Consider the following 18,623-nt stretch of genomic DNA (forward strand, 5'->3'; position numbering starts at 1 on the left):
GCTTTGCCACCGGTCGGCATCGTCAAACCGCCCTGCTTAACGCGCTGCCCTCAGGCGCCACCGAACCCGCCGGCGCGTGATTGACGACGAGACCGGTCGGCACGGTGTTGTACCTCGACAGCGCAGCGGTGACCCGCCGCATCGCCGCCGAACCGAGCTCGCCGGCGCGGACCACCGGGATGATCAGATCCGCGTGCGCGGCCAGCGCGATGGCGTCGGGCTGAAGTGCGAGATTGCTCGCATGGACGACGATCAGATCGAACTCCGAGCGAATATCGTCCTCGGGCCGCGCATCGGCTTTTCTGCCGGCGCTCAGCAGCTCGTCGATCGACTGGAGCCCTGCCGTGGTGGAGCCGTCCTGCCATTCGGTCACCGGAGGCTGGGCACCGGCGAATTCCGGCTGGAGCCGGATCAGCACGCTCATCATGCCCCGATTCACCGCCGCGCGATTGAGCGAGCGCGCAACGGTGTTGCCGCCGGCACCTTTGCCGACCGACAACACGAGGGCGACCTTGCAGCCACGCACCGGCGCGCGATCGATCCGCTCGAGAAGCGGACGCAGATATGCGCCGAGATCGAGCTCGGCCGTCGCAGTGATTGGCCTTTGCCATACAGTGTTGGCCACGGCGCCAGGCGCCAGATCGGGAATGCGGGCCCAGACAGGCAGGTTCGGCATCGCCTCGGGCTGGCGCGCGGCCGGGGCCGGTCGCTGGACTTGCGCCTCCGCCGCTTCAGCACGCGCAAGAGTTTGAGCAGGAGTTTGAGCAGGAGCCTCGGCAGGCGCAGGCCCGTCGGACATGCTTCCCATCGCCGCAACGGCCGCCGTCGAGGTCAGGATCGAGCCGATCGCGAGCGCCGCGAGCAGCAAGGCGAGGGGCGGACGCGTCGAGCGCATCGGCGGAATGGCGAGCGAGGCGATCTTGGTCTGGGAGCTCTGCAGCTGGCGCTGCTCGTTGGTCGTCTTGAACCGCGACAGGAACTGCTCGTAGATGTTCTTGTTGGCATCGGCGTCGCGCTGCAGCTCCTGCAGCTTCACGAGTGCCTGACCGTCGACCAGCATCTGCGTCTCGACCGCCCTGAGCTGCTTTTCCAGCGCGTTCTGCTGCTCCAGCTGAGCCTCATATTCGGACTTCGCCGTGTCGATGTTCTTCTTCCGCTCGACCTCGATCTGCCTGTTGATGTCAGCCAGCTGGCTGTAGGAGATCGCGAGGTCGGGATGGCGGTCGCCGTACACCGCTTTCTTCTGCGCGATCTGATCGTTCAGGGTCGAGCGCTGCGCGCGCAGCATGCTCAGAAGGTCCTGCTTCACCGGACCTTCGACATTGGCCTTGAGATCGCGTTGCACCTGCTCGTAACGCGCCTTGGCTTCCTCGGTGCGCGCGCGAGCAGCGGAGACCTGCTGGTTGAGATCGGTCACCCGCAATTGCTGGGTCGTGGAATCCTTGCCGGCATTGAGTATCTTGTGCTCGAACCTGAAGGCGGCAACGGCATCTTCCGATACGCGCAGGCGCTCGTTCAATGCCTTCAGCCGGTCCTTGAGCCAGTCGGCCGCCTCGTCCGTCGCCTCGGTGCGGACACGGCCCTGGCTGGCGACGAACGCCTCGGCGATGGCATTGGCGTAATGCGCGGCCCGTTCCGCATTGTTCGAGGTGAATGAAATCGCAATGACGTAGGTCAGTCCGCGGCGCGAGATATCGAGACGGTTGCGGAATTTTTCGAGCAGGCGCGTCATGTCGGTGTAACCACCCGCGATGTCCGCGTCGTCGGCGATCTTGAGCTGCTCGATCAGGGGGCGGAGAAAGCCGTCCGATTTGGCGATCTCGATCTGGCTCTGAAGTGCCGCGGCATCCTGGCCGATGCCCGGCAGTACGTCCTGCTCCGAGGTGACGCGCAGCTCGCGGGGATCGACGACGACCAGGGCCGTCGCGGCATACCGGACCGGCAAGACCATCAGGACAATGACGCCCAGGGCGAACAGCGCCAGCGCCAGCGTCAGGATGCGCCGGCCATTCTCGCGCAGGAAGGAGAGCGCACCGGTGACGGTCAGCGATCCCTTGATCAGCGCAGGAGCAGCGCTGTCAGGCTTCGCCGTCGCAGCCCGCGGCGCTTCCCACGAAGCCGCAGGCTCCGTCGGGGCGATGCTTCGCGGAGATGCGCTTCGACCGAACGCCATAAGGTTGGACTCGAAATCAACTGACAGCCCCGGTTCAGAGGCTTGCTACACCGTAAATATCCATGGTTAACCGGCGGTTACGGCTGGCGCGCCGTGCTCAATGAACAATCTGTTAACGCGCGTGCCGATGCGCCGCGCTGCATCGGCGAGTCCGGTTTTGAACCGGGCTGGCGCGACCACCACGACGTCGATCAACGCTCCGCTGCGGCAGTTCGAGGGCGATCATTTCGTCGTCGGCATTGCATTCCTCTCGACGACATTCGAGGTGTCGACGCCGCCTCACCGGGAAGCGGGAACCTGGAAAATGGTGGTCGATGGCGTGGAGCTGACCCGCACTCACTAGAGCCCGCTGCAGCGCAATCGGAACGGAGCTCCAGCGCGCCATTCAGAATAAAACCACGAGCTCATACAGATTTGAAATTGCTCGTGATTTTTCTCGCCTCAATGATTCGGCGGCCGTCAGCGCCGCTGCCGTCGGGAATTTCGGCACGCCTCACAACAGCGTGCGCCTTTCGCTCCGGGATCGTAGTATTGTCGCCGGAAGTCGCCGACGCACGAGACCGAGGATCTTGCGTATCCACTCGATCGCGGTGCTCGACGAGATGCACTCCAGAATTAGGCTGAGGATCGCGACTGCGGTCGGACGGCGCGGCAAATGGAGGACATGATGGCGTGGCGTGACGACAAGGCCCGGGCAACCCTGATCCGCGATGCAGCCGGCAGCGTGCCGCCGGGCAAGAGCCCGCGGGCCTTTGCCGAGCCCCTGTTCGGCTACAGCAATATCGAGGATCTCGACAATTACGATGCCGCCTCGCTTGCCGTCCTGGCGGAGCAAGCCTGGGAGCATGTGCAGCGGCGCACGTCGGGCAGCGCCGATATCCGCGTGGTCAATCCGACGTTGCCGAACGGGCGCGAGATTTCCGTGCTCGAGATTCTCAACGACAACATGCCTTTCCTGTACGACTCCACGATGGCGGAACTCGCCGAGCAGGGCATCGAAGTCACCCTCGTCGCCCACCCGATCATCGCCGTCGAGCGCGATGCCGAGGGCAAGCTGCTGAGATTCTACGGCGAAGCACTGCCGGAGGGAGCAAGAGGCGTTCGCGAAAGCCTGATTCACCTCCACATCACCCGCCTGGACGCCGACGCCGATCGCCAGAAGCTGATCGACGGACTGACCAGGGCATTGAACAACGTCCGCGCCTGCGTCACCGACTGGCGCGCCATGCGTGACCGCGTCGAGGAGGCAATCAAGACGTTCGCTTCCAATCCGCCGCCGCTGCCGATCGACGAGGTCGCCGAAGCCAATCAGTTCCTGCAATGGCTCTGCGCGGACAATTTCACCTTCCTCGGCGTGCGCGAATATCGCTTCTCGCCCGACAGCGACGCGTCGGACGACATCACCACCGGCGAAGGCCTCGGCATCCTGCGCGATCCCGACGTGAAAGTCCTGCGACGCGGCAACGAAATGGTGGTGATGACATCGGAAATCCGCGAGTTCATGCACGAGCCGACGCTGCTGATCGTCATCAAGGCCAATGTCTCAAGCCTCGTCCATCGGCGCATCCGGATGGATTATGTGGGGATCAAGCTCTATGCACCCGACGGCCGGCTCGAGGGCGAATTGCGCGTCGTCGGCCTGTTTACCTCCGGCGCCTATACCCGCTCGGTGCGGCAGATCCCTTATGTGCGCCACAAGGTTGCGCGGGTGCTGCAGCGCGCCGGCTTCGACCCGAACGGCCATTCGGGCAAGGCGCTCATGCATATCCTCGAAGATTATCCGCGTGACGAGCTGTTCCAGATCGACGTCGACACGCTCTACAACTTCGTCATCGAGGTCCTGATCCTCTACGAGCGCCCGCGCGTCCGGGCGCTGGCGCGGGTCGACAAGTTCGATCGCTTCGTCTCCATCCTCACCTTCATTCCGCGCGACAAATACGACACCGACGTCCGCACGCGCGTCGGAGCCTTCCTGTCGCAGGTCTACAAGGGGACCCTGTCGGCGTCCTACGTATCGTTCCCTGAAGGCGCGCTGGCGCGCGTCCACTTCATCATCGGACGCTATGAAGGCAAAACGCCCGTCGTCGAGCGCGCCGCGCTCGAAGCCGGCATCAGCGCCATTGCCGCGACCTGGACCGACAAGCTCAAGGCCGCGCTCACCGCGTCGACCGACGGCATGCGGGCGCGCATGATCGCCAATCGTTATGCCCAGGCCTTTAGCGGCGGCTATACCGAGGTTTTCACGGCGGAGCAGGCCATCGCCGACATCGCCACCATCGAAAAGCTGACGCCGGCACGCCCGGTGACGATCTCGGTGCACCGCGACAAGGGCGAGGACGATCCCAGGCGCTTCGGCCTCAAGGTGTTCTCCGACGCCGCACCGCTATCGCTGTCCTACCGCGTGCCGGTGATCGAAAATCACGGCCTGCGCGTGGTCGACGAACGCACCTATCAGATCGTGCCCGGCAACAGGCCGGAGCCGGTCTGGCTGCATGAGATGACGATCGAGACCAGCGACGGCCAGCCGATCGAGATCAACCCGGAATTCAGCCATCGCCTGGAAGCCTCGATCATGGCGGTGGTCACAGATCGCGCCGAATCCGACGGATACAACGCCCTGATCCTGCGCACCGCGCTGGGCTGGCGCGAGGTCTCGACGATCCGGGCGCTGTCGCGCTATCTGCACCAGATCCGCGCTCCGTTCACCCAGGATTACATGTGGGAGACCTTGCGCAAGAACGCCGCGATCACGGCCACCCTCGTCGCACTGTTCCAGACCCGCCTCGATCCACGCCTCGTGCTTACCGATCGCGAGCGTTCGGCGCGCGAGACGGCACTCCTTGCCGAGATCGAGGAGCAGCTCAAATCCGTCGCCTCGCTCGATGAAGACCGCATCCTGCGCCGCTTCACCAATCTGGTGCAGTCAACCATCCGCACCAATCTCTGGCAGATCGGCGACGATGGACATCCGCGTCCGGTCATCTCCTTCAAGTTCGACGCGCGGCGGATCGACGATTTGCCGGCGCCGCGGCCTCTCTACGAGATCTTCGTCTCCTCGCCGCGGGTCGAAGGCATTCACCTGCGCTTCGGCAAGGTCGCGCGCGGCGGCTTGCGCTGGTCCGACCGGCCGCAGGATTTCCGCACCGAGATCCTGGGTCTCGTGAAGGCGCAGCAGGTCAAGAACGCCGTGATCGTGCCGGTCGGCGCCAAGGGCGGTTTCGTGCCCAAGCGCCTGCCGCCACCGTCCAATCGCGACGCCTGGCTCGCGGAAGGCACCGCGGCCTATCGCATCTTCGTGCGCTCGCTGCTCGAGCTCACCGACAATCTCGACGGCGACGCCGTCGTGCCGCCCGATTCCACCGTGCGCCATGACGGCGACGACCCCTACCTCGTGGTCGCCGCCGACAAGGGCACCGCCACCTTCTCCGATGTCGCCAACGCGATCTCGGCCGAGAAGAACCATTGGCTCGGCGACGCCTTCGCCTCCGGCGGCAGCCAGGGCTACGACCACAAGAAGATGGGGATCACGGCGCGCGGCGCCTGGGAGGCGGTCAAGCGCCACTTCCGTGAGCTCGGCACCGACATTCAGACCATGCCGTTCACGGCTGCCGGCGTCGGCGACATGTCCGGCGACGTCTTCGGCAACGGCATGCTGCTCTCGCCGGCGACAAGGCTCGTGGCCGCGTTCGATCATCGCGACATCTTCATCGATCCCTCCCCCGACCCTTCGACCAGCTTCGCCGAGCGCAAGCGTCTGTTCGACCTGCCGCGATCGAGCTGGCAGGACTACAACAAGTCGCTGATCTCGCAGGGCGGCGGCGTGTTCTCGCGCACGCTCAAGGCGATCCCGCTCGCACCGGAAGTCCGCAGCCTGCTCGATCTCGACAAGGAGCAGGCCACGCCGTTCGAGGTGATGACGGCGATCCTGAAAGCGCGCACGGACCTGTTGTGGTTCGGCGGCATCGGCACCTATATCCGCGCATCGGCAGAGAGCGACGATCAGGCCGGCGACCGCGCCAACGATCCGATCCGCATCGCAGGCACTGACGTTCGCGCCCGGGTGATCGGCGAAGGCGCCAATCTCGGCGTCACCCAGCGCGGCCGCATCGAAGCGGCACAGAAGGGCGTCAAGCTCAACACCGACGCCATCGACAATTCGGCCGGCGTCAACACCTCCGACGTCGAGGTCAATATCAAGGTCGCGCTGGCGCGCCCCGAACGCGAGGGACGCCTCAGCTTCGCCGATCGCAACAGCCTGCTGGCCGCGATGACCGACGAGGTCGGCACGCTGGTGCTGCGCAACAACTATCTGCAGACGCTGGCGCTCTCGCTGGCCGAGCGCAAGGGCGTGGCCGAGACCGGCTTCCTCACCCGCCTGATGCAGTCGCTCGAGCAGCGCGGCCTGCTCAGCCGCGCCGTGGAGTTCTTGCCCGACGACGCAGCGCTCACCGAGCGGACACGGCGCGGCCAGGCCCTGACACGGCCCGAGCTTGCCGTGCTGCTCGCCTACGCCAAGCTGACGCTCTACGAGGACCTGCTCCTCACCAGCGTGCCTGATGATCCTTACCTCGCTCGCAGACTGTCCCTGTATTTTCCGCGCGAGGTTCCCGATAAATTCCCGGCCGCGGTCGAGCTCCATCGCCTGCGACGCGAGATCATCGCGACCAGTCTCGTCAATGCCGTGATCAACCGCGGCGGCCCGGCGTGTGTCGTCCGCCTGACCGACGAGACCGACGCCGATATCTCCACCATCGTCATGGCGCAGGTGGCGGTGGACGCGATCTACGAGCTCAGGCGGCTCAATGACGCGATCGACGCGCTCGACACCCGGATCGACGGGCAGGTGCAGCTCGGCCTCTGCGCGACGGTCCAGGACCTCCTGATTTCCCGCATGGTCTGGTACGTGCGCAATGTCGATTTCAAGGACGGCCTCGAGGCGGTCATCGGGCGTTTTGGCCCGGGTATCCGCGAGATCGCGGCCTCCCTCGACACCACACTGCCGCCGGACCTGCAGGCCGCGCGCGGCAAGCGGCGCCAGGAACTCACCGATGCCGGCGTCCCGGCCGGCCTCGCCGGCGAGCTCGCCGATCTCGACCCTCTGATTGCGGCACCCGATATCGTGACGGTCGCCGAGCGCACCTCCCGCGCCATCGGCGATGCTGCCGCAACCTTCTTCGCTGCGGAAGCCAATTTCCGTCTCGACCGCATCATCGCCGCCGCGCGCAGCGTGCCGGCAAATGATTATTTCGAACGCATGGCGGTCGATCGCGCCGTCGAGCAGATCGCCAGCGCCGAGAGAAGACTGGCCGCGGATATGCTGGCAACCGGCCAGTCCGGCCAGCAGGCCGTCGAGACGTGGCTTGCGGCTCACCCCGAAGCGGCGCGTATCCGCCGCTCGGTCGAGGAGATTGCGGCCAGCGGCCTGACGCTTGCCAAGCTGACGGTGGCGGCGAACCTGCTGGGGGACCTGGTCAAAGTCTGAGAGCGTGCGAGGCAGCGATGTGAAACTGAGCCGGCGAACGGAGGAACCCCATGATCCACGCCACTTGCCACACCGCCGATAATGTCCGCTGCATCGAGTTCGATGCCACACCGTGGTTCAGCGAGGCTGACGCTCCGAGCATTGTCGATCTGGCCCGACGAGGCTGGACCAGCACGGCGATTGCAGAGTCCCTCGAACACCGGCGAGGCTACGAAGGCTTGCACGACCTCGTCGAATATGCGGCGAAGCGATTGCAATCGGAATCCCTGGAGGACCCGACCTGGGAAACCTTCGCGTGCGTCGTCGATGGACCCGAGGCCGTCGCGTGGCTCAGGGAGAACCGGCCCAACGTTGTGGCAAGGATCCCGTAGGACACGAGAAGCGCAGCAAAAGCCACAATCGATCGGCGGCAAACGAAGCGGAAAGGCGCGCCCGGAACGATCTGAACCCCCGACTCGATTGCCGCATTCGAGCGCGAGGCCTATGCTGGCATCCGGCAATCACGCGGCCGCCCATCGTGCGGCGGGGCAGCCTCACGATGGATGGCTCGCATATCCATCCGAAAGGCTACGCCATGACCATTGCCCCCACGCTCCACCGATACCTGGCTGCCGAGAACATCCAGTATGTCGAGATCCCGCACGTTTTCACCATGTCATCCGCGCGCACGGCGCAGGCCTGCCACGTCTCGGGCGATCGTTTCGCCAAGGCCGTCGTGCTGCGCCATGACGGCGGCTATATGCTCGCGATCGTTCCGGCATCGCACCGTCTCAACTTGCCGGACTTGAAGGAGAAGCTCGGCGCGGATCTCGTGATGGCGAACGAAACCGAGATCAACAGGCTGTTCGCGGACTGCGCGCATGGAGCCGTTCCGGCGGTAGGCCGATGCTACGGGCTCGATCTCATCGTCGATGACAGCATCCGGGCGCAGCCCGAGATCTATATCGAAGCCGGCGACCATGAGACGCTGCTTCACCTGACGCATGCACAGTTTGAACGGCTGACGGCCAATGCGCCGCATGGACGCTTCAGCACGCACGGTTGACGCAGCATGGCGGCGGGATGATTTTTCCTGCGCCTTCGTCGCGGCGCGCGTGCGGTCGCGCCCGGTTCGTAGTATAATCACGTCACGGGGGCTGCGTTCGCAACGGAGGTCCTCCATGAAGGTCAAGGACGTGATGCACAAGGGTGTCGATTGGGTCAGCCCGGACACCCCGATCACCGAGATCGCGAAGTTGATGCAAGGGCACGACATCGGCTGCATTCCGATCGGCGATGACGACCATCTGATCGGGATGGTGACCGATCGCGACATCGTCTGCAAAGGCCTCGCGAGCAAGAACTTCAACGCCGCGCGCATGACGGCGCGGGACGTGATGACCGAAGGCATCCATTGCTGCCGGGAAGACGACGATCTGGCGAAAGCCGTGCATCACATGGAGACGCTGAAAATCCGCAGGCTGCCCGTGATCAACAAGAGCAGGCGGATGGTCGGCATGATCAGCCTGGGCGATGTCAGCCAATTCGCCAGCGTTGATCTGTTGACCCAATGCGTCAAGGGCGTGTCGGCCCATCATTGATGGCGACCGCCACCCGGCGCCCGGAACTTCGTCGCATCGCTCGCAGGACCCCGCTGCCGGCGAACGCGCAGGCTATGATACGCGACCTGCCAAGAAGCTGCTCCGCCGTCTTCTCGTCCCCATTGTCACCTGCGCAGCTAATTCTTCAATTCGTTCCGCAGCTCATTCTTGGCGTTCCGCATCTTGCTCGCTCCCCTGAGCGGGGGCTTCGGCGGCGGAGTCGGATTCGCCCAACCTGCCATCTGCAGGCAGGTGAGTAGATCGACATAGCTTTCTATTCCCCCTGCCGCAGCCTCGCCTTCGCAACTAGCGCGCGCGGGGCCCGGAACAGTCAGCCAGGTCGAGCTCAGCTGTTGCTGCGCAATTGTCTCGTCACGCACGCACTCGCCGGCGTCCTGCGCCAGGGTGAGCCCTGAGGCCTTGTCGTCGGCGGAAACGTCCCGGCAAAGGGCTTCCACATTGAAGATGGGCACACGGTCTGAAATCGGAATCGTGGGCTGGCCAAGAAGCGACAGGACCAAGAGCGCTGCTTTCATAAAATCCTCCCTTGAATCGGGTTGGACGGGAAAGCTCCCGGGAGGTTAGGCCCGGTTTGTTTCCGGCCGGCTTCACCCGGCCTGCAAAGGGTTTCGTCCCTGCCCGGCAGCGCATTGTGGCTTCCCGACGGACGCCGGTCGCGGCGCGTCACGGCCGATGACGAAGCTTACCCGGGTCTTCGCACGTAGAGCGAGATAAACCGGTCGATCATCGGGTTGATCTGCTCCGGCACTTCCAGCGACAGGAAATGCCCGGAGCCGACGGCCTTGGCCGTGACCAGTTGCGGACACAGCTCCGCAAAACGATCCAGATCCGCGAGCCGATGGGCCGCTTCGATGTAGAGCACCGGGACCCGGCACGCCTGGGCGCATTCACGCGCCCGATGCACATCCCAGGGAAACAGACTTGTAAACGTGGACACCAGCACGTGCTGTGGCGTCGCCAGAAAGGTCTGTTCAACATGGGCGCGGCATCGGTCGGTCGGCAGACAGGAGTCCGCCACGATCTTCCGTACCTCGTCCGCAAAATTCGCGCCCCTTAAGCCCTCCAGATACCCGGCGAACACCGTCCCTGCCGAGGCAGGGAAGAGCACCCCTGAGTCGAGCAGCACCAGGCCTGCAGGAAAGTCCGGATAGCGGGCGGCGATTTCGAGCGCCATGTTGCCACCCATGCTCTGACCCACGATGATCGGCTTTGTGATCTGCTGTCGGTTGCACAGAAAGACGAGATCATCGGCGAAGCCTTCGATCGAATACGCCTGTTGCGGCTTGTCGCTCTCACCATGCCCCCGCAGCTCGGCATTCAATGCCCGACCTTGACGGGCGAAATACTCCATCTGCGGCGCAAAATGCGTGCGATCCCCGCCGAGGCCATGGACGAACAGGAATTGAAGCGGTCCCGCGCCGGCAATGTCGAAGGACAGCTGGATTCCGTTATGCGCGAGCTTCATGGGTCATCTCCGTATTCACCGAAATGTCCAGGCGTCTCTGGCCGGTCCTCAATCTAACCGGCGCCACACGGCCGATAAAGATGGGCACTGCCGCTTCGCCGCGGTGCAACTGCCGGAGTGAGCCAGGCGCGAGTAGCGCGCTCCGGCAGCCGCTCGCGACGTAACCGGATTGCGACCCGAGGTGATTTCAGCCGAGGCGGGCCACGATGGCTGCAACGGCCATCATTGCAGCCCCGACTATCACCGTGGCGATGCCGCCATAGGCAACGCCGATCGACCGCCAATGATACTCTGTCTGGAACGTGGCCAGAAGATTCTTCTGGAACGCGAACTCATTCGTTTCGTGCTGAAACAGCAGATTGCAGCCGAAATAGATCACACCGAGTCCCACGACAATCAGCATGATCTGCGAAAAAAGCTTCATTGGTGGAAATCCCGGCCACGCGAAATTTTAGTCACATCAGAAAGCATTTGCAACCATAAGCTACACCATATCTATAATGCGCCCCGCATTGGTTTTTTTGCGCAGTCGATCGAGCAGCTCTGTTGACTGCGTCCGCCGCTGGTCGGGACACGCGAGAGGGGCACCGCGAATGACTGCATTCATCCTGTCTGCCACCATAGCATTCGCGCTGTTCGAGTTGATTGCATTCACGCAATGGCCGCCACAGGGAAGCTTCATAGAATTCAGCGAGGAAACCCTGGGTCTGCAAGGGCCTGCTGCACGGGCGTTGCGCAGGATGGTCCAATTTCTGATTGTCCTTGTAATCCTGCTTGGTGTCCTGACCATCCATGAGGTCTCATCACCATTCAGCACACTCGCGAGGTATGAGGTCAACGTCATCATTGGCTTCATCTTCGGCCCGCTGTTTGCGATCTGGATCAACAGTGTCGTCGTTCACCGCGCCAATGAGGACTTGACCCGCGGCCAGATGTTCGCAGGGGCGGGCTTGGCACTCCTGTTCCTCCTGGGAGTCCTCGGTGGCGAGGGGTCGGGCCTGATCAAGCAGTACGCAAGAAGCTTGTCATCCGTGAAGCTCGGCGTCGCCGAATTGTCGTTTGCATCCAAGGAGCAGGGCAGCCGGGATCGGCTCGCATCGACGACCATTCCGAGCGCCAGCAAGGAAACATATGCGGCCGGGGGACCGAACGGCCTGCAAAATCTCGCGAGGCTTCACCTCATCATCAGACGCGACAAGGACTATTTGACCGAGATATTCACCCGAAGGCCGCAGGATAGGCCGGTTTCGGATATGCCGGTCGACGACTTGCGCAGCAGCGAGACGTTCACGCAGTCCACCATCGCACTTCCGTTGCAGTGTCTGTCCGCCTGGTTCGAGCAATCCGCGGATTCCGGTCCTGTCGAAAGATATCTCGCAAGCTACAGCAACGTATTCCGCCGACTTGAAGCACTCGATCGCCGAGCGGCCGCCCGCGGCCCGGCAATCGACCCGAGGGAGTTCGAAGCCGGATTGAAGCAGGTCAGCTCGGACTTCGTTCATAACGGCCTTCGCATGGCGGTGGATATCGCCTTGTCATCGACGTCTCCAAAAACCTTCGAGGCCTGCAAGCCATGGTATGATATCTATTGCCCTCCTAACGAAAAACCGGCGTCAATCGACGACGACACGTATGCCGGTCGGTGCCTGCGCGAAACGCTGTCCGAGTTCACCCGGTCGGATGGCGCAGCCAGGTCGGACAATGTCCAGGACCGGCTCGACTATGTTTTCCGAAATCTGGAGAAGATGATCACACCACAGCCAGCCAACCGGCGCGGGCTGGAGACGCTGCCTTACTTCGCGATCGGTCGTGCTAGCCTGATGACGCAAGCTGGACAACACGAGGCTGCAGCCGCCGTTCTGGACAACTGGCTCCGAGAACGACGGGAGACAAATTCAAGCGACGAACAACAGCGAAGATATGCGGCCAATCCAATGCTGCAGGTCAGGGACGAATGGTTCGCCCTGCGCATACGCGCGATGCTCGTAACCTATGTGGAAGAATGGCTGGAAGACCAGAACTCACAAGCAGCCACCATCGTCCGGACGGAGCACCTGCAAAATCTCCAGGAGACAATCGACGGCCTCAAGAGCCGGTTGTTGAAGGTCGATTTCTTCCAGGCGTTGAATAAGCAGTGTCCCACGACATGCCCGCTCACCTTCAAGCGGCCGGCAACATGCGAATCGGATGAATCGCAAACACGGATGAAGCTTTGGGGGGGCCTGTACACGTCCTACGTGACCATGGAGTACACCTATATCCACCGGGCACTGGAGCATCCAGACTACGCCGCGAAACTTGCCGAAGCGGTGAACGACGCCGCCCATCGACTCGCCAATTTCGACATGTCGTGCGGCACCAAATTTCCGGAGCGGGAGGTGATCTATGGGCAATCGCTGCTCGGGTTCGCCGAGAACGCCGTTGTCTATACCATGCTGCGCGCCAAGTTGGATGACCAGGTCGCCCAGCAAAAGCGGCTCGACGAAGCCGAGCGCGCCGTCAAACTCGGAATGCAAGTCGTCGATGATCTGGCCAGGATCGATCGCGAACGATCGCATCGGCCATATCTGGAGCGAATCGCACCGAGCCTCGCCGTCTCGGTTCAGGAGTTGCTAAGGCAGCAGCTTTTGAAGATTGAGAAGGCACGAGCCGACCTGAGCGGATAGGCTCACCTGTTCGCGTGGTCCGATCAAGGGCGCAGGCTTACGGAGGCGTCACGGTCGCCAACGCCGGCGACAGAGCAGCCAGCGTCAGGAGCATCCCAAAAGCATAAATTCCGAAGAGGCGCAGCATGGCCCACTCCATTTCCGTAGGCGCACAATATAGGAACGATGCCTTGAACGGCAAATGAATAACGGGCCATTAGAAACTAGGGGGTTCCTGCAGTGGAACAAGACTGCAAATGGCGCGCCCGGAACGAGGCGACCGAGGCACGCTCTCCACATTGAAAACTAACGAGAAATCAGCACGACTGCCTTGCCGCTCGTACCACCTTCTGTGACCACCTACAAGCGGCGGGTGATGATCTCGTCTAAGGTTCACCTGCCTTGGGGGCCGCTTTGGCCTGCGCCTTCTCTGCCGCAATGGCTCCAATCTGTTGGAGGCGCTGCTCACGCCTATGCCGGGCTTCATACCACTCTTCGAAAAGCATTTCCGTCAACTCAATCAGTCGCTGGGCCTCATCGGGGTCAACGTCTATGATTGTGTTAATGTCCTTCTCCATGTGGGCGCCAATGTTTCCGATCCCTCTTACGTGATCGATTGCATCTACGCTGTCGTGTTGAACGCCTCGCGGTGCGTTCCCCGCTTCAACGAGCGCTCGAAGCTCTTTGATTTCATCAATCAACCTGCCCTTCTTGATGCCACAGAAGTCCCGGATCATCCCTTGAAGGCAGCGTCGAATGATGGTGGCCGATGCTTTCGGGCTTAGGTCTCGGATTGCACAAGCTTCAGCGTAGTCCGCGCGAAGCGGTTCTGGCACGCAATCGGGCTGCGGCTTTGCGGTAGACGGCGGCAACAGAGTCCAACTTTTGCCCGGCCGACGTACGTGCCGGTGAGTGCCGACCGGTGTCTTTGCTACGACTATTGAGCTGAGCCCGGCGCTAAGCGTGAGTTCCCTGCACTGATCGTTGGCACAAACTACTGCCGTTACTCTGAGATACGGCGTAGTTAACCTGGATCCATGAACCTCCAACTCTGAGTCCACATCATGGATGCGTTCGGCGGATACGACCTGCGCGTGGCGACAGTACGGACAAGTCCAGTTCGAACCTAACTTCACGTTGTGTGCACTCCGCTTTGTTGAGGCGAGCAAGCTTTCAAGGCGCTCGGCGATCACACTATTCTTTGGCTTCACGGGCATTTACTGGCACCCACCACGCGGCGGCGCAGCGTCGTCTACACCGGGCAAGTGGCCCACTCTTTCTTACCCTCATGAAAGATTTCCATTCGCCCGTCACATGCAACGCACAGGCATTTCTGCTCGTGCTCAACGGCCGCGACACCAAGCGCCTCAAGCCCTGGAGGATCGCTCAACGAATTGCACAGGTGTATCGCCCGAAAGTAAATCGACCGCCCGAGTAGCCAAGGCTCGCGGCCTGCACAGAGGCAGCATGCTCCGTGAGGTCTTCTGGCTTGAGGGGCGGCCAATACAAACGCTGGCCCGCGTTGATCACTGGGAAAGCCACCGCGACTGTGCTGTTGACCAGAGCTACTTCGGGTCCTTCTTTCGCCACGCCGAAGCCCGCCCTCGTTGCCCAGGTACTTGCTCGATCAGCCCCCGTTTCCGAAGTGCTACGAAAACGTCCTTCATTTGCACGTCACGCCTCAAACCCGTGATCCCTCGCCCAATTTCATTGGTAATGGTTGGATTGCTCTCCAGGTACTCCATAACGGTCGAGGCGGGTGAGGACAGCGGCTCATGACGGATGAAAACAACGACCGCGTTTTCTGCCTCGGTGATTTCAGGCTCCTTCAGGCGAATACGCCTCATGGCCGCAAAGGCCGTGTTCAGTCCCTCCCCCACGTCCTTATTCGGCGGATTGGGGAACTTGTTTATCAGCCGGACGAGCTTGGGGTTTCGAGCGAACTGCTCGGTCAGGACGTTAGCTGGGGTCACATGGCCTGGAAACCGACCGGGACTTTCTACTTCAATCCGATCATCGTAGATGCGTATCTGAACGTCTGTTTGGTGGCTGTAGTCGCGGTGCAGCACCGCATTGGTGATGATTTCATGCAGGGTTTCGTCGGGATAGGTGACTTCCTCCAGACCCGTTTCACCCATGCGCTTTATACTCTGAACGATTTCCTTGGTCGTGGACACGGCTTTGACAATCAGGTCGTAGATTGGCCCTTCAATGGTCAGGGGGACGAAAGAGAGCGTTTCGCGGTCACCTCCTTCTTCTTTAGTCGCGTACCGAAACACCTTGATCGCACTCCGCTTCGGAAGGGCTGCTTGCGGTTCGTCTGCGTACAGCAACACGCCTGCGACGGTCGGCTTTTCGTTCACCAGGAGAAACTGTGACTTTAGCCAGACGTCAGGCTCCGCGCTCGGCACCTGTGAGAGCACGAACTCGATAGTCGTCACCGAGTTTGTCACCGTGTCCTGGGGTACGTTGACCGTGTCGTCCTCGAACGTGGAGAGGCCCTTGTCCAACTCCAAGCGCCTTAGCGCCTCGTCTCCATTGACGCCGAGGTTCTGTGCGCCGCGTCGAACGTAGGCATTACCCTGCGTTGATTTGATTATCTCTCGGGTCTTCAGGACGCTTATGTGGAGCACAATTCCTGGCTTGTCGGGCGCTCTTAGGAACTGCGCAGAGTAGAGGTTGCCCAAGGAAGAGAGGCTCTCCAGGACCTGAACCAGTCCGTTCGCTGCTTCGACGTTTTCGAACCCACTCCATGTCCTGGTGCCGTCATCGTTTTCGGCGACGCCTACGAATAGCTCACCGCCTGCGGTGTTGGCGAAAGCGGAGATGGATCGCGAGAGCTTCGCTGGGGCAATCTCCTTCGCTTTGGCATCGCGGAAATGGTTTTCGTCGTAGCCGAGGATAATGTCGGCTTCTTCGGTGGTGATTTGCCGTGTGTCCATGTGAACCAAAGGGCGATGAGGCGGGACAAGATTCCCTCAGGGTAGAAGATCCCGGTGGAACCTCAACCTGTCATTGCGCCGACGCCAGAGCTTCTCCCCCACTTTGCTTCAACAGCCTGTCCCGTTTAGGTATGCCCTCCCGAGACATTGCCGCGAGACGCAAATATTGTCTTATTAGGGTTGACTTCTCTATTTCGAGACGCCATTGTCTCGTGGTCTAGAACCTAACGAGACAGGAACGTCCCTCAATGACCGTCATCGGCTACGCCCGAGTTAGCACCACAGATCAGAATCTAGAGCTGCAAGAGAACGCATTGCGCGCGGCAGGCTGTGACCTGATCCGTTCGGAGAAGCGTAGCGGCACCACGACGGCGGGCCGTGAGGAGCTTCGCACCGTTCTCGACTTCCTGCGTAACGGTGACACGCTCATGGTAACGCGCATTGACCGTCTCGCGCGCTCTGTTGGAGACCTTCAGGATATCGTGCGCACTGTGAAGGCGCGCGGCGCATCCCTCAAGGCGACCGAACAACCTATCGACACCGGCACGGCAGCAGGCAAGTGCTTCCTGGACATGCTGTCAGTGTTCGCTGAGTTCGAGACCAACCTCCGTAGAGAGCGTCAGCTTGAGGGCATTGCGGATGCCAAGGCGCGCGGAGTGTACCAAGGGCGCAAGGCTTCCATCGATCCTGCACAGGTCAAGGCGTTGCGAGCACAAGGCATGGGAGCGTCGGACATCGCCAAGACCCTCAAGATTGGCCGCGCATCGGTCTATCGGGTTCTAGAGGAGGGCTGAGGATCAAAGCGCCGCCTACTTTAGCTGCGCATAGCTTAGCTAAGGGACTCCGGGGCCGACATGGGGCCCCTCCCGGAGATTTTTGGGGCCCCTATTTCAAGAAACTCGGGCTAAAGGCCAAGGCCGCTACTCGGCTGAACGGGGCGGTGTGCTCCGCTGAAAGTACCGGCTTCGGACGTGCAGCTAACAGCTACCAAATCAGCACCGGGCCGCCGGTAGCCCGGTTACATTGAAAAACAACAAAGGGGTAAACTGGGCATAGTAGAGAATGAATGGGCCGGGCAGCTTAGAACCCGACCCATTCCATGAGGCTGTTTGACGGCAGAGGTAGTCAGGTCGACGACAGATCGATGCTGATTTTCACCGCCGATACTGGCACACCGGCGACCTCTGCGATGGCCTGTCTCGCATTCGCAATCACCTCGCCAAGCGACAGCGAGCGGATCGGTGCCGTCTCCCCCTCGGTCTCCGGCTCCTCGTCCATGTCGTCAGCCTCGCTGTCTGACGGGATGGTGGCTGAATAGGCTGTACCGGGCAGACGGTACTTCGCCCAAATCGGCTCGTTGAGGCGAAGGGACCAGTCTTTGCGCCCTACTCGCTCAGCAGCATGGATTTGCTCCAAGACCACCTCCGTCGGGATGAGGAATGCTTTGATCGAGCCCGGTGTTCGCTCCACTTCCGGAACTGCCGCAAGGATGAAGTCCGTCTCCTTTACGCCCCGTAGGATGCGCTCCGGGATGCCGTCGTAGGAAACCTCGGTCTTGGTGCGGACCATGGGAACTTGGTGGAGATTACAGGTTCGCCCCCGCACGGTGCGGCCATCGGGCAGAAGATACTTCTTCACGCGCCCATCTGTCGTCGAGACGGGCTTGAGGGGTTTGCCCGCGCCCTCCATCAGCGAAACGCCAGCGTTCAACAGTTGCGAATTAGAAATCCTCATAGGTAATACTCCATCTTCTTAGGTGCGGGATTTTTCAAATTAGGTGGCCCCAATGGGACGTACCTTACTTCAAATCCAACATTAGGTCAACGACCTAAAGTTCCACCTAAGACGACGGTTCTTACATGTCGCGTCCCGCAGGCTCCATTAGCCGCCAAGGCTCGGAGGTTCACCTTGGGCGACCCGAGGCTTCAGATGGCTCGTGGGAGCGCAGTGGGGACGGTGAAGGGCTAGTGCTGCCTGCGCGGTCTCCCCAGGGCCCGAGGGGCAGCTGGTACGCGCAGTCAATCGCAAACATTCTCGAACGGGCTTTGAACGGGAAACAGCAGCCAGCCGCCGTCAGCTAATCGGAAGCTGAGGGACTCCGGCTCCCGATGGGGCCCTTGGCCTATCGTTGCTGGGGCCCCGGCTTCCAAAAGCCCGGGCTAAAGCCTTTGGCCTCTGCTCAGCTAAAGAGGGCGGTGTACCTCGCGATGAGTGCCGATTGGGCTCCCGGGAGCTGGCCCCGGTGGGACTATGGCCGCCCCGCATGGCACTGGCGCCGATGCCCCTAGGAGACTCAGCGGAGTCCTCTGGTGGGC

General features: G+C 61.8%; 14 protein-coding genes. 7 read left to right on the forward strand and 7 right to left on the reverse strand.

Annotated elements, in window-relative coordinates; all coding sequences use genetic code 11:
• Positions 1 to 22: 22 nt before the first annotated feature.
• Complete coding sequence (locus AB7531_RS40385; protein ID WP_063979799.1) at positions 23 to 2,173, reverse strand: GumC family protein; 2,151 nt, start codon at positions 2,171 to 2,173, stop codon at positions 23 to 25.
• Between the two features lie 157 nt (positions 2,174 to 2,330).
• Between AB7531_RS40385 and AB7531_RS40390 the strand changes: the two genes are divergently transcribed.
• The 5 genes from AB7531_RS40390 (at position 2,331) to AB7531_RS40410 (ending at position 9,235) form a co-directional block, all read left to right on the forward strand.
• Positions 2,331 to 2,516 (forward strand): hypothetical protein, encoded by a 186-nt coding sequence (locus tag AB7531_RS40390; protein WP_193375933.1) that lies wholly within the window; start codon positions 2,331 to 2,333, stop codon positions 2,514 to 2,516.
• Between the two features lie 312 nt (positions 2,517 to 2,828).
• Positions 2,829 to 7,655, forward strand: coding sequence for an NAD-glutamate dehydrogenase (locus AB7531_RS40395; protein WP_063979801.1), 4,827 nt, complete (start codon positions 2,829 to 2,831; stop codon positions 7,653 to 7,655).
• 50 nt (positions 7,656 to 7,705) lie between these two features.
• Positions 7,706 to 8,026 carry a hypothetical protein gene (locus AB7531_RS40400; protein WP_063979802.1) on the forward strand — a complete coding sequence of 107 codons (321 nt, stop codon included), beginning with the start codon at positions 7,706 to 7,708 and terminating at the stop codon, positions 8,024 to 8,026.
• A gap of 203 nt (positions 8,027 to 8,229) precedes the next feature.
• The gene (locus AB7531_RS40405; protein ID WP_028148973.1) at positions 8,230 to 8,700 is read left to right on the forward strand and encodes an aminoacyl-tRNA deacylase; all 471 of its coding nucleotides are present in this window, start codon (positions 8,230 to 8,232) and stop codon (positions 8,698 to 8,700) included.
• 115 nt (positions 8,701 to 8,815) lie between these two features.
• Positions 8,816 to 9,235 (forward strand): CBS domain-containing protein, encoded by a 420-nt coding sequence (locus AB7531_RS40410; protein WP_063979803.1) that lies wholly within the window; start codon positions 8,816 to 8,818, stop codon positions 9,233 to 9,235.
• A gap of 137 nt (positions 9,236 to 9,372) precedes the next feature.
• Here AB7531_RS40410 and AB7531_RS40415 read toward each other — a convergent pair whose 3' ends face one another.
• The 3 genes from AB7531_RS40415 to AB7531_RS40425 form a co-directional block, all read right to left on the reverse strand.
• Positions 9,373 to 9,771: a hypothetical protein gene (locus AB7531_RS40415; RefSeq protein ID WP_063979804.1), complete on the reverse strand. Its 399-nt coding sequence runs from the start codon at positions 9,769 to 9,771 to the stop codon at positions 9,373 to 9,375.
• Positions 9,772 to 9,938: 167 nt separating this feature from the next.
• Positions 9,939 to 10,721 (reverse strand): alpha/beta fold hydrolase, encoded by a 783-nt coding sequence (locus tag AB7531_RS40420; RefSeq protein WP_063985911.1) that lies wholly within the window; start codon positions 10,719 to 10,721, stop codon positions 9,939 to 9,941.
• A gap of 187 nt (positions 10,722 to 10,908) precedes the next feature.
• A complete protein-coding gene (locus AB7531_RS40425; RefSeq protein ID WP_063985912.1) occupies positions 10,909 to 11,145 on the reverse strand; it encodes a hypothetical protein in 237 nt (78 codons plus the stop codon).
• Between the two features lie 169 nt (positions 11,146 to 11,314).
• On the opposite strand from AB7531_RS40425, the gene AB7531_RS40430 reads away from it, so the two are divergent.
• Positions 11,315 to 13,387: a hypothetical protein gene (locus tag AB7531_RS40430; RefSeq protein WP_441280267.1), complete on the forward strand. Its 2,073-nt coding sequence runs from the start codon at positions 11,315 to 11,317 to the stop codon at positions 13,385 to 13,387.
• Between the two features lie 365 nt (positions 13,388 to 13,752).
• On the opposite strand, the gene AB7531_RS40435 is transcribed toward AB7531_RS40430, so the two are convergent.
• Positions 13,753 to 14,583: a DUF4145 domain-containing protein gene (locus AB7531_RS40435; RefSeq protein WP_441280268.1), complete on the reverse strand. Its 831-nt coding sequence runs from the start codon at positions 14,581 to 14,583 to the stop codon at positions 13,753 to 13,755.
• Positions 14,584 to 14,931: 348 nt separating this feature from the next.
• On the reverse strand, positions 14,932 to 16,308 hold the full coding sequence (locus tag AB7531_RS40440) for an ATP-binding protein (RefSeq protein ID WP_441280269.1): 1,377 nt from the start codon (positions 16,306 to 16,308) through the stop codon (positions 14,932 to 14,934).
• Between the two features lie 248 nt (positions 16,309 to 16,556).
• On the opposite strand from AB7531_RS40440, the gene AB7531_RS40445 reads away from it, so the two are divergent.
• Entirely contained in the window at positions 16,557 to 17,102 is a 546-nt protein-coding gene (locus tag AB7531_RS40445) for a recombinase family protein (protein WP_441280270.1), read from the forward strand.
• Positions 17,103 to 17,433: 331 nt separating this feature from the next.
• Here the strand turns inward: AB7531_RS40445 and AB7531_RS40450 are convergent, their stop codons facing one another.
• The gene (locus AB7531_RS40450) at positions 17,434 to 18,042 is read right to left on the reverse strand and encodes a hypothetical protein (RefSeq protein ID WP_441280271.1); all 609 of its coding nucleotides are present in this window, start codon (positions 18,040 to 18,042) and stop codon (positions 17,434 to 17,436) included.
• Positions 18,043 to 18,623: the final 581 nt, after the last annotated feature.

Source organism: Bradyrhizobium sp. 63_E2_N1_3 (assembly GCF_052076005.1).
GTDB lineage: Bacteria > Pseudomonadota > Alphaproteobacteria > Rhizobiales > Xanthobacteraceae > Bradyrhizobium > Bradyrhizobium barranii.

Coding starts and splice junctions, on each gene's coding strand:
- AB7531_RS40430 (WP_441280267.1), top strand. CDS start 11,315: ATGACTGCATTCATCCTGTCTGCCACCATAGCATTCGCGCTGTTCGAG.
- AB7531_RS40395 (WP_063979801.1), top strand. CDS start 2,829: ATGGAGGACATGATGGCGTGGCGTGACGACAAGGCCCGGGCAACCCTG.
- AB7531_RS40440 (WP_441280269.1), bottom strand. CDS start 16,308: ATGGACACACGGCAAATCACCACCGAAGAAGCCGACATTATCCTCGGC.
- AB7531_RS40415 (WP_063979804.1), bottom strand. CDS start 9,771: ATGAAAGCAGCGCTCTTGGTCCTGTCGCTTCTTGGCCAGCCCACGATT.
- AB7531_RS40420 (WP_063985911.1), bottom strand. CDS start 10,721: ATGAAGCTCGCGCATAACGGAATCCAGCTGTCCTTCGACATTGCCGGC.
- AB7531_RS40435 (WP_441280268.1), bottom strand. CDS start 14,583: ATGCCCGTGAAGCCAAAGAATAGTGTGATCGCCGAGCGCCTTGAAAGC.
- AB7531_RS40400 (WP_063979802.1), top strand. CDS start 7,706: ATGATCCACGCCACTTGCCACACCGCCGATAATGTCCGCTGCATCGAG.
- AB7531_RS40445 (WP_441280270.1), top strand. CDS start 16,557: ATGACCGTCATCGGCTACGCCCGAGTTAGCACCACAGATCAGAATCTA.
- AB7531_RS40450 (WP_441280271.1), bottom strand. CDS start 18,042: ATGAGGATTTCTAATTCGCAACTGTTGAACGCTGGCGTTTCGCTGATG.
- AB7531_RS40425 (WP_063985912.1), bottom strand. CDS start 11,145: ATGAAGCTTTTTTCGCAGATCATGCTGATTGTCGTGGGACTCGGTGTG.
- AB7531_RS40405 (WP_028148973.1), top strand. CDS start 8,230: ATGACCATTGCCCCCACGCTCCACCGATACCTGGCTGCCGAGAACATC.
- AB7531_RS40385 (WP_063979799.1), bottom strand. CDS start 2,173: ATGGCGTTCGGTCGAAGCGCATCTCCGCGAAGCATCGCCCCGACGGAG.
- AB7531_RS40410 (WP_063979803.1), top strand. CDS start 8,816: ATGAAGGTCAAGGACGTGATGCACAAGGGTGTCGATTGGGTCAGCCCG.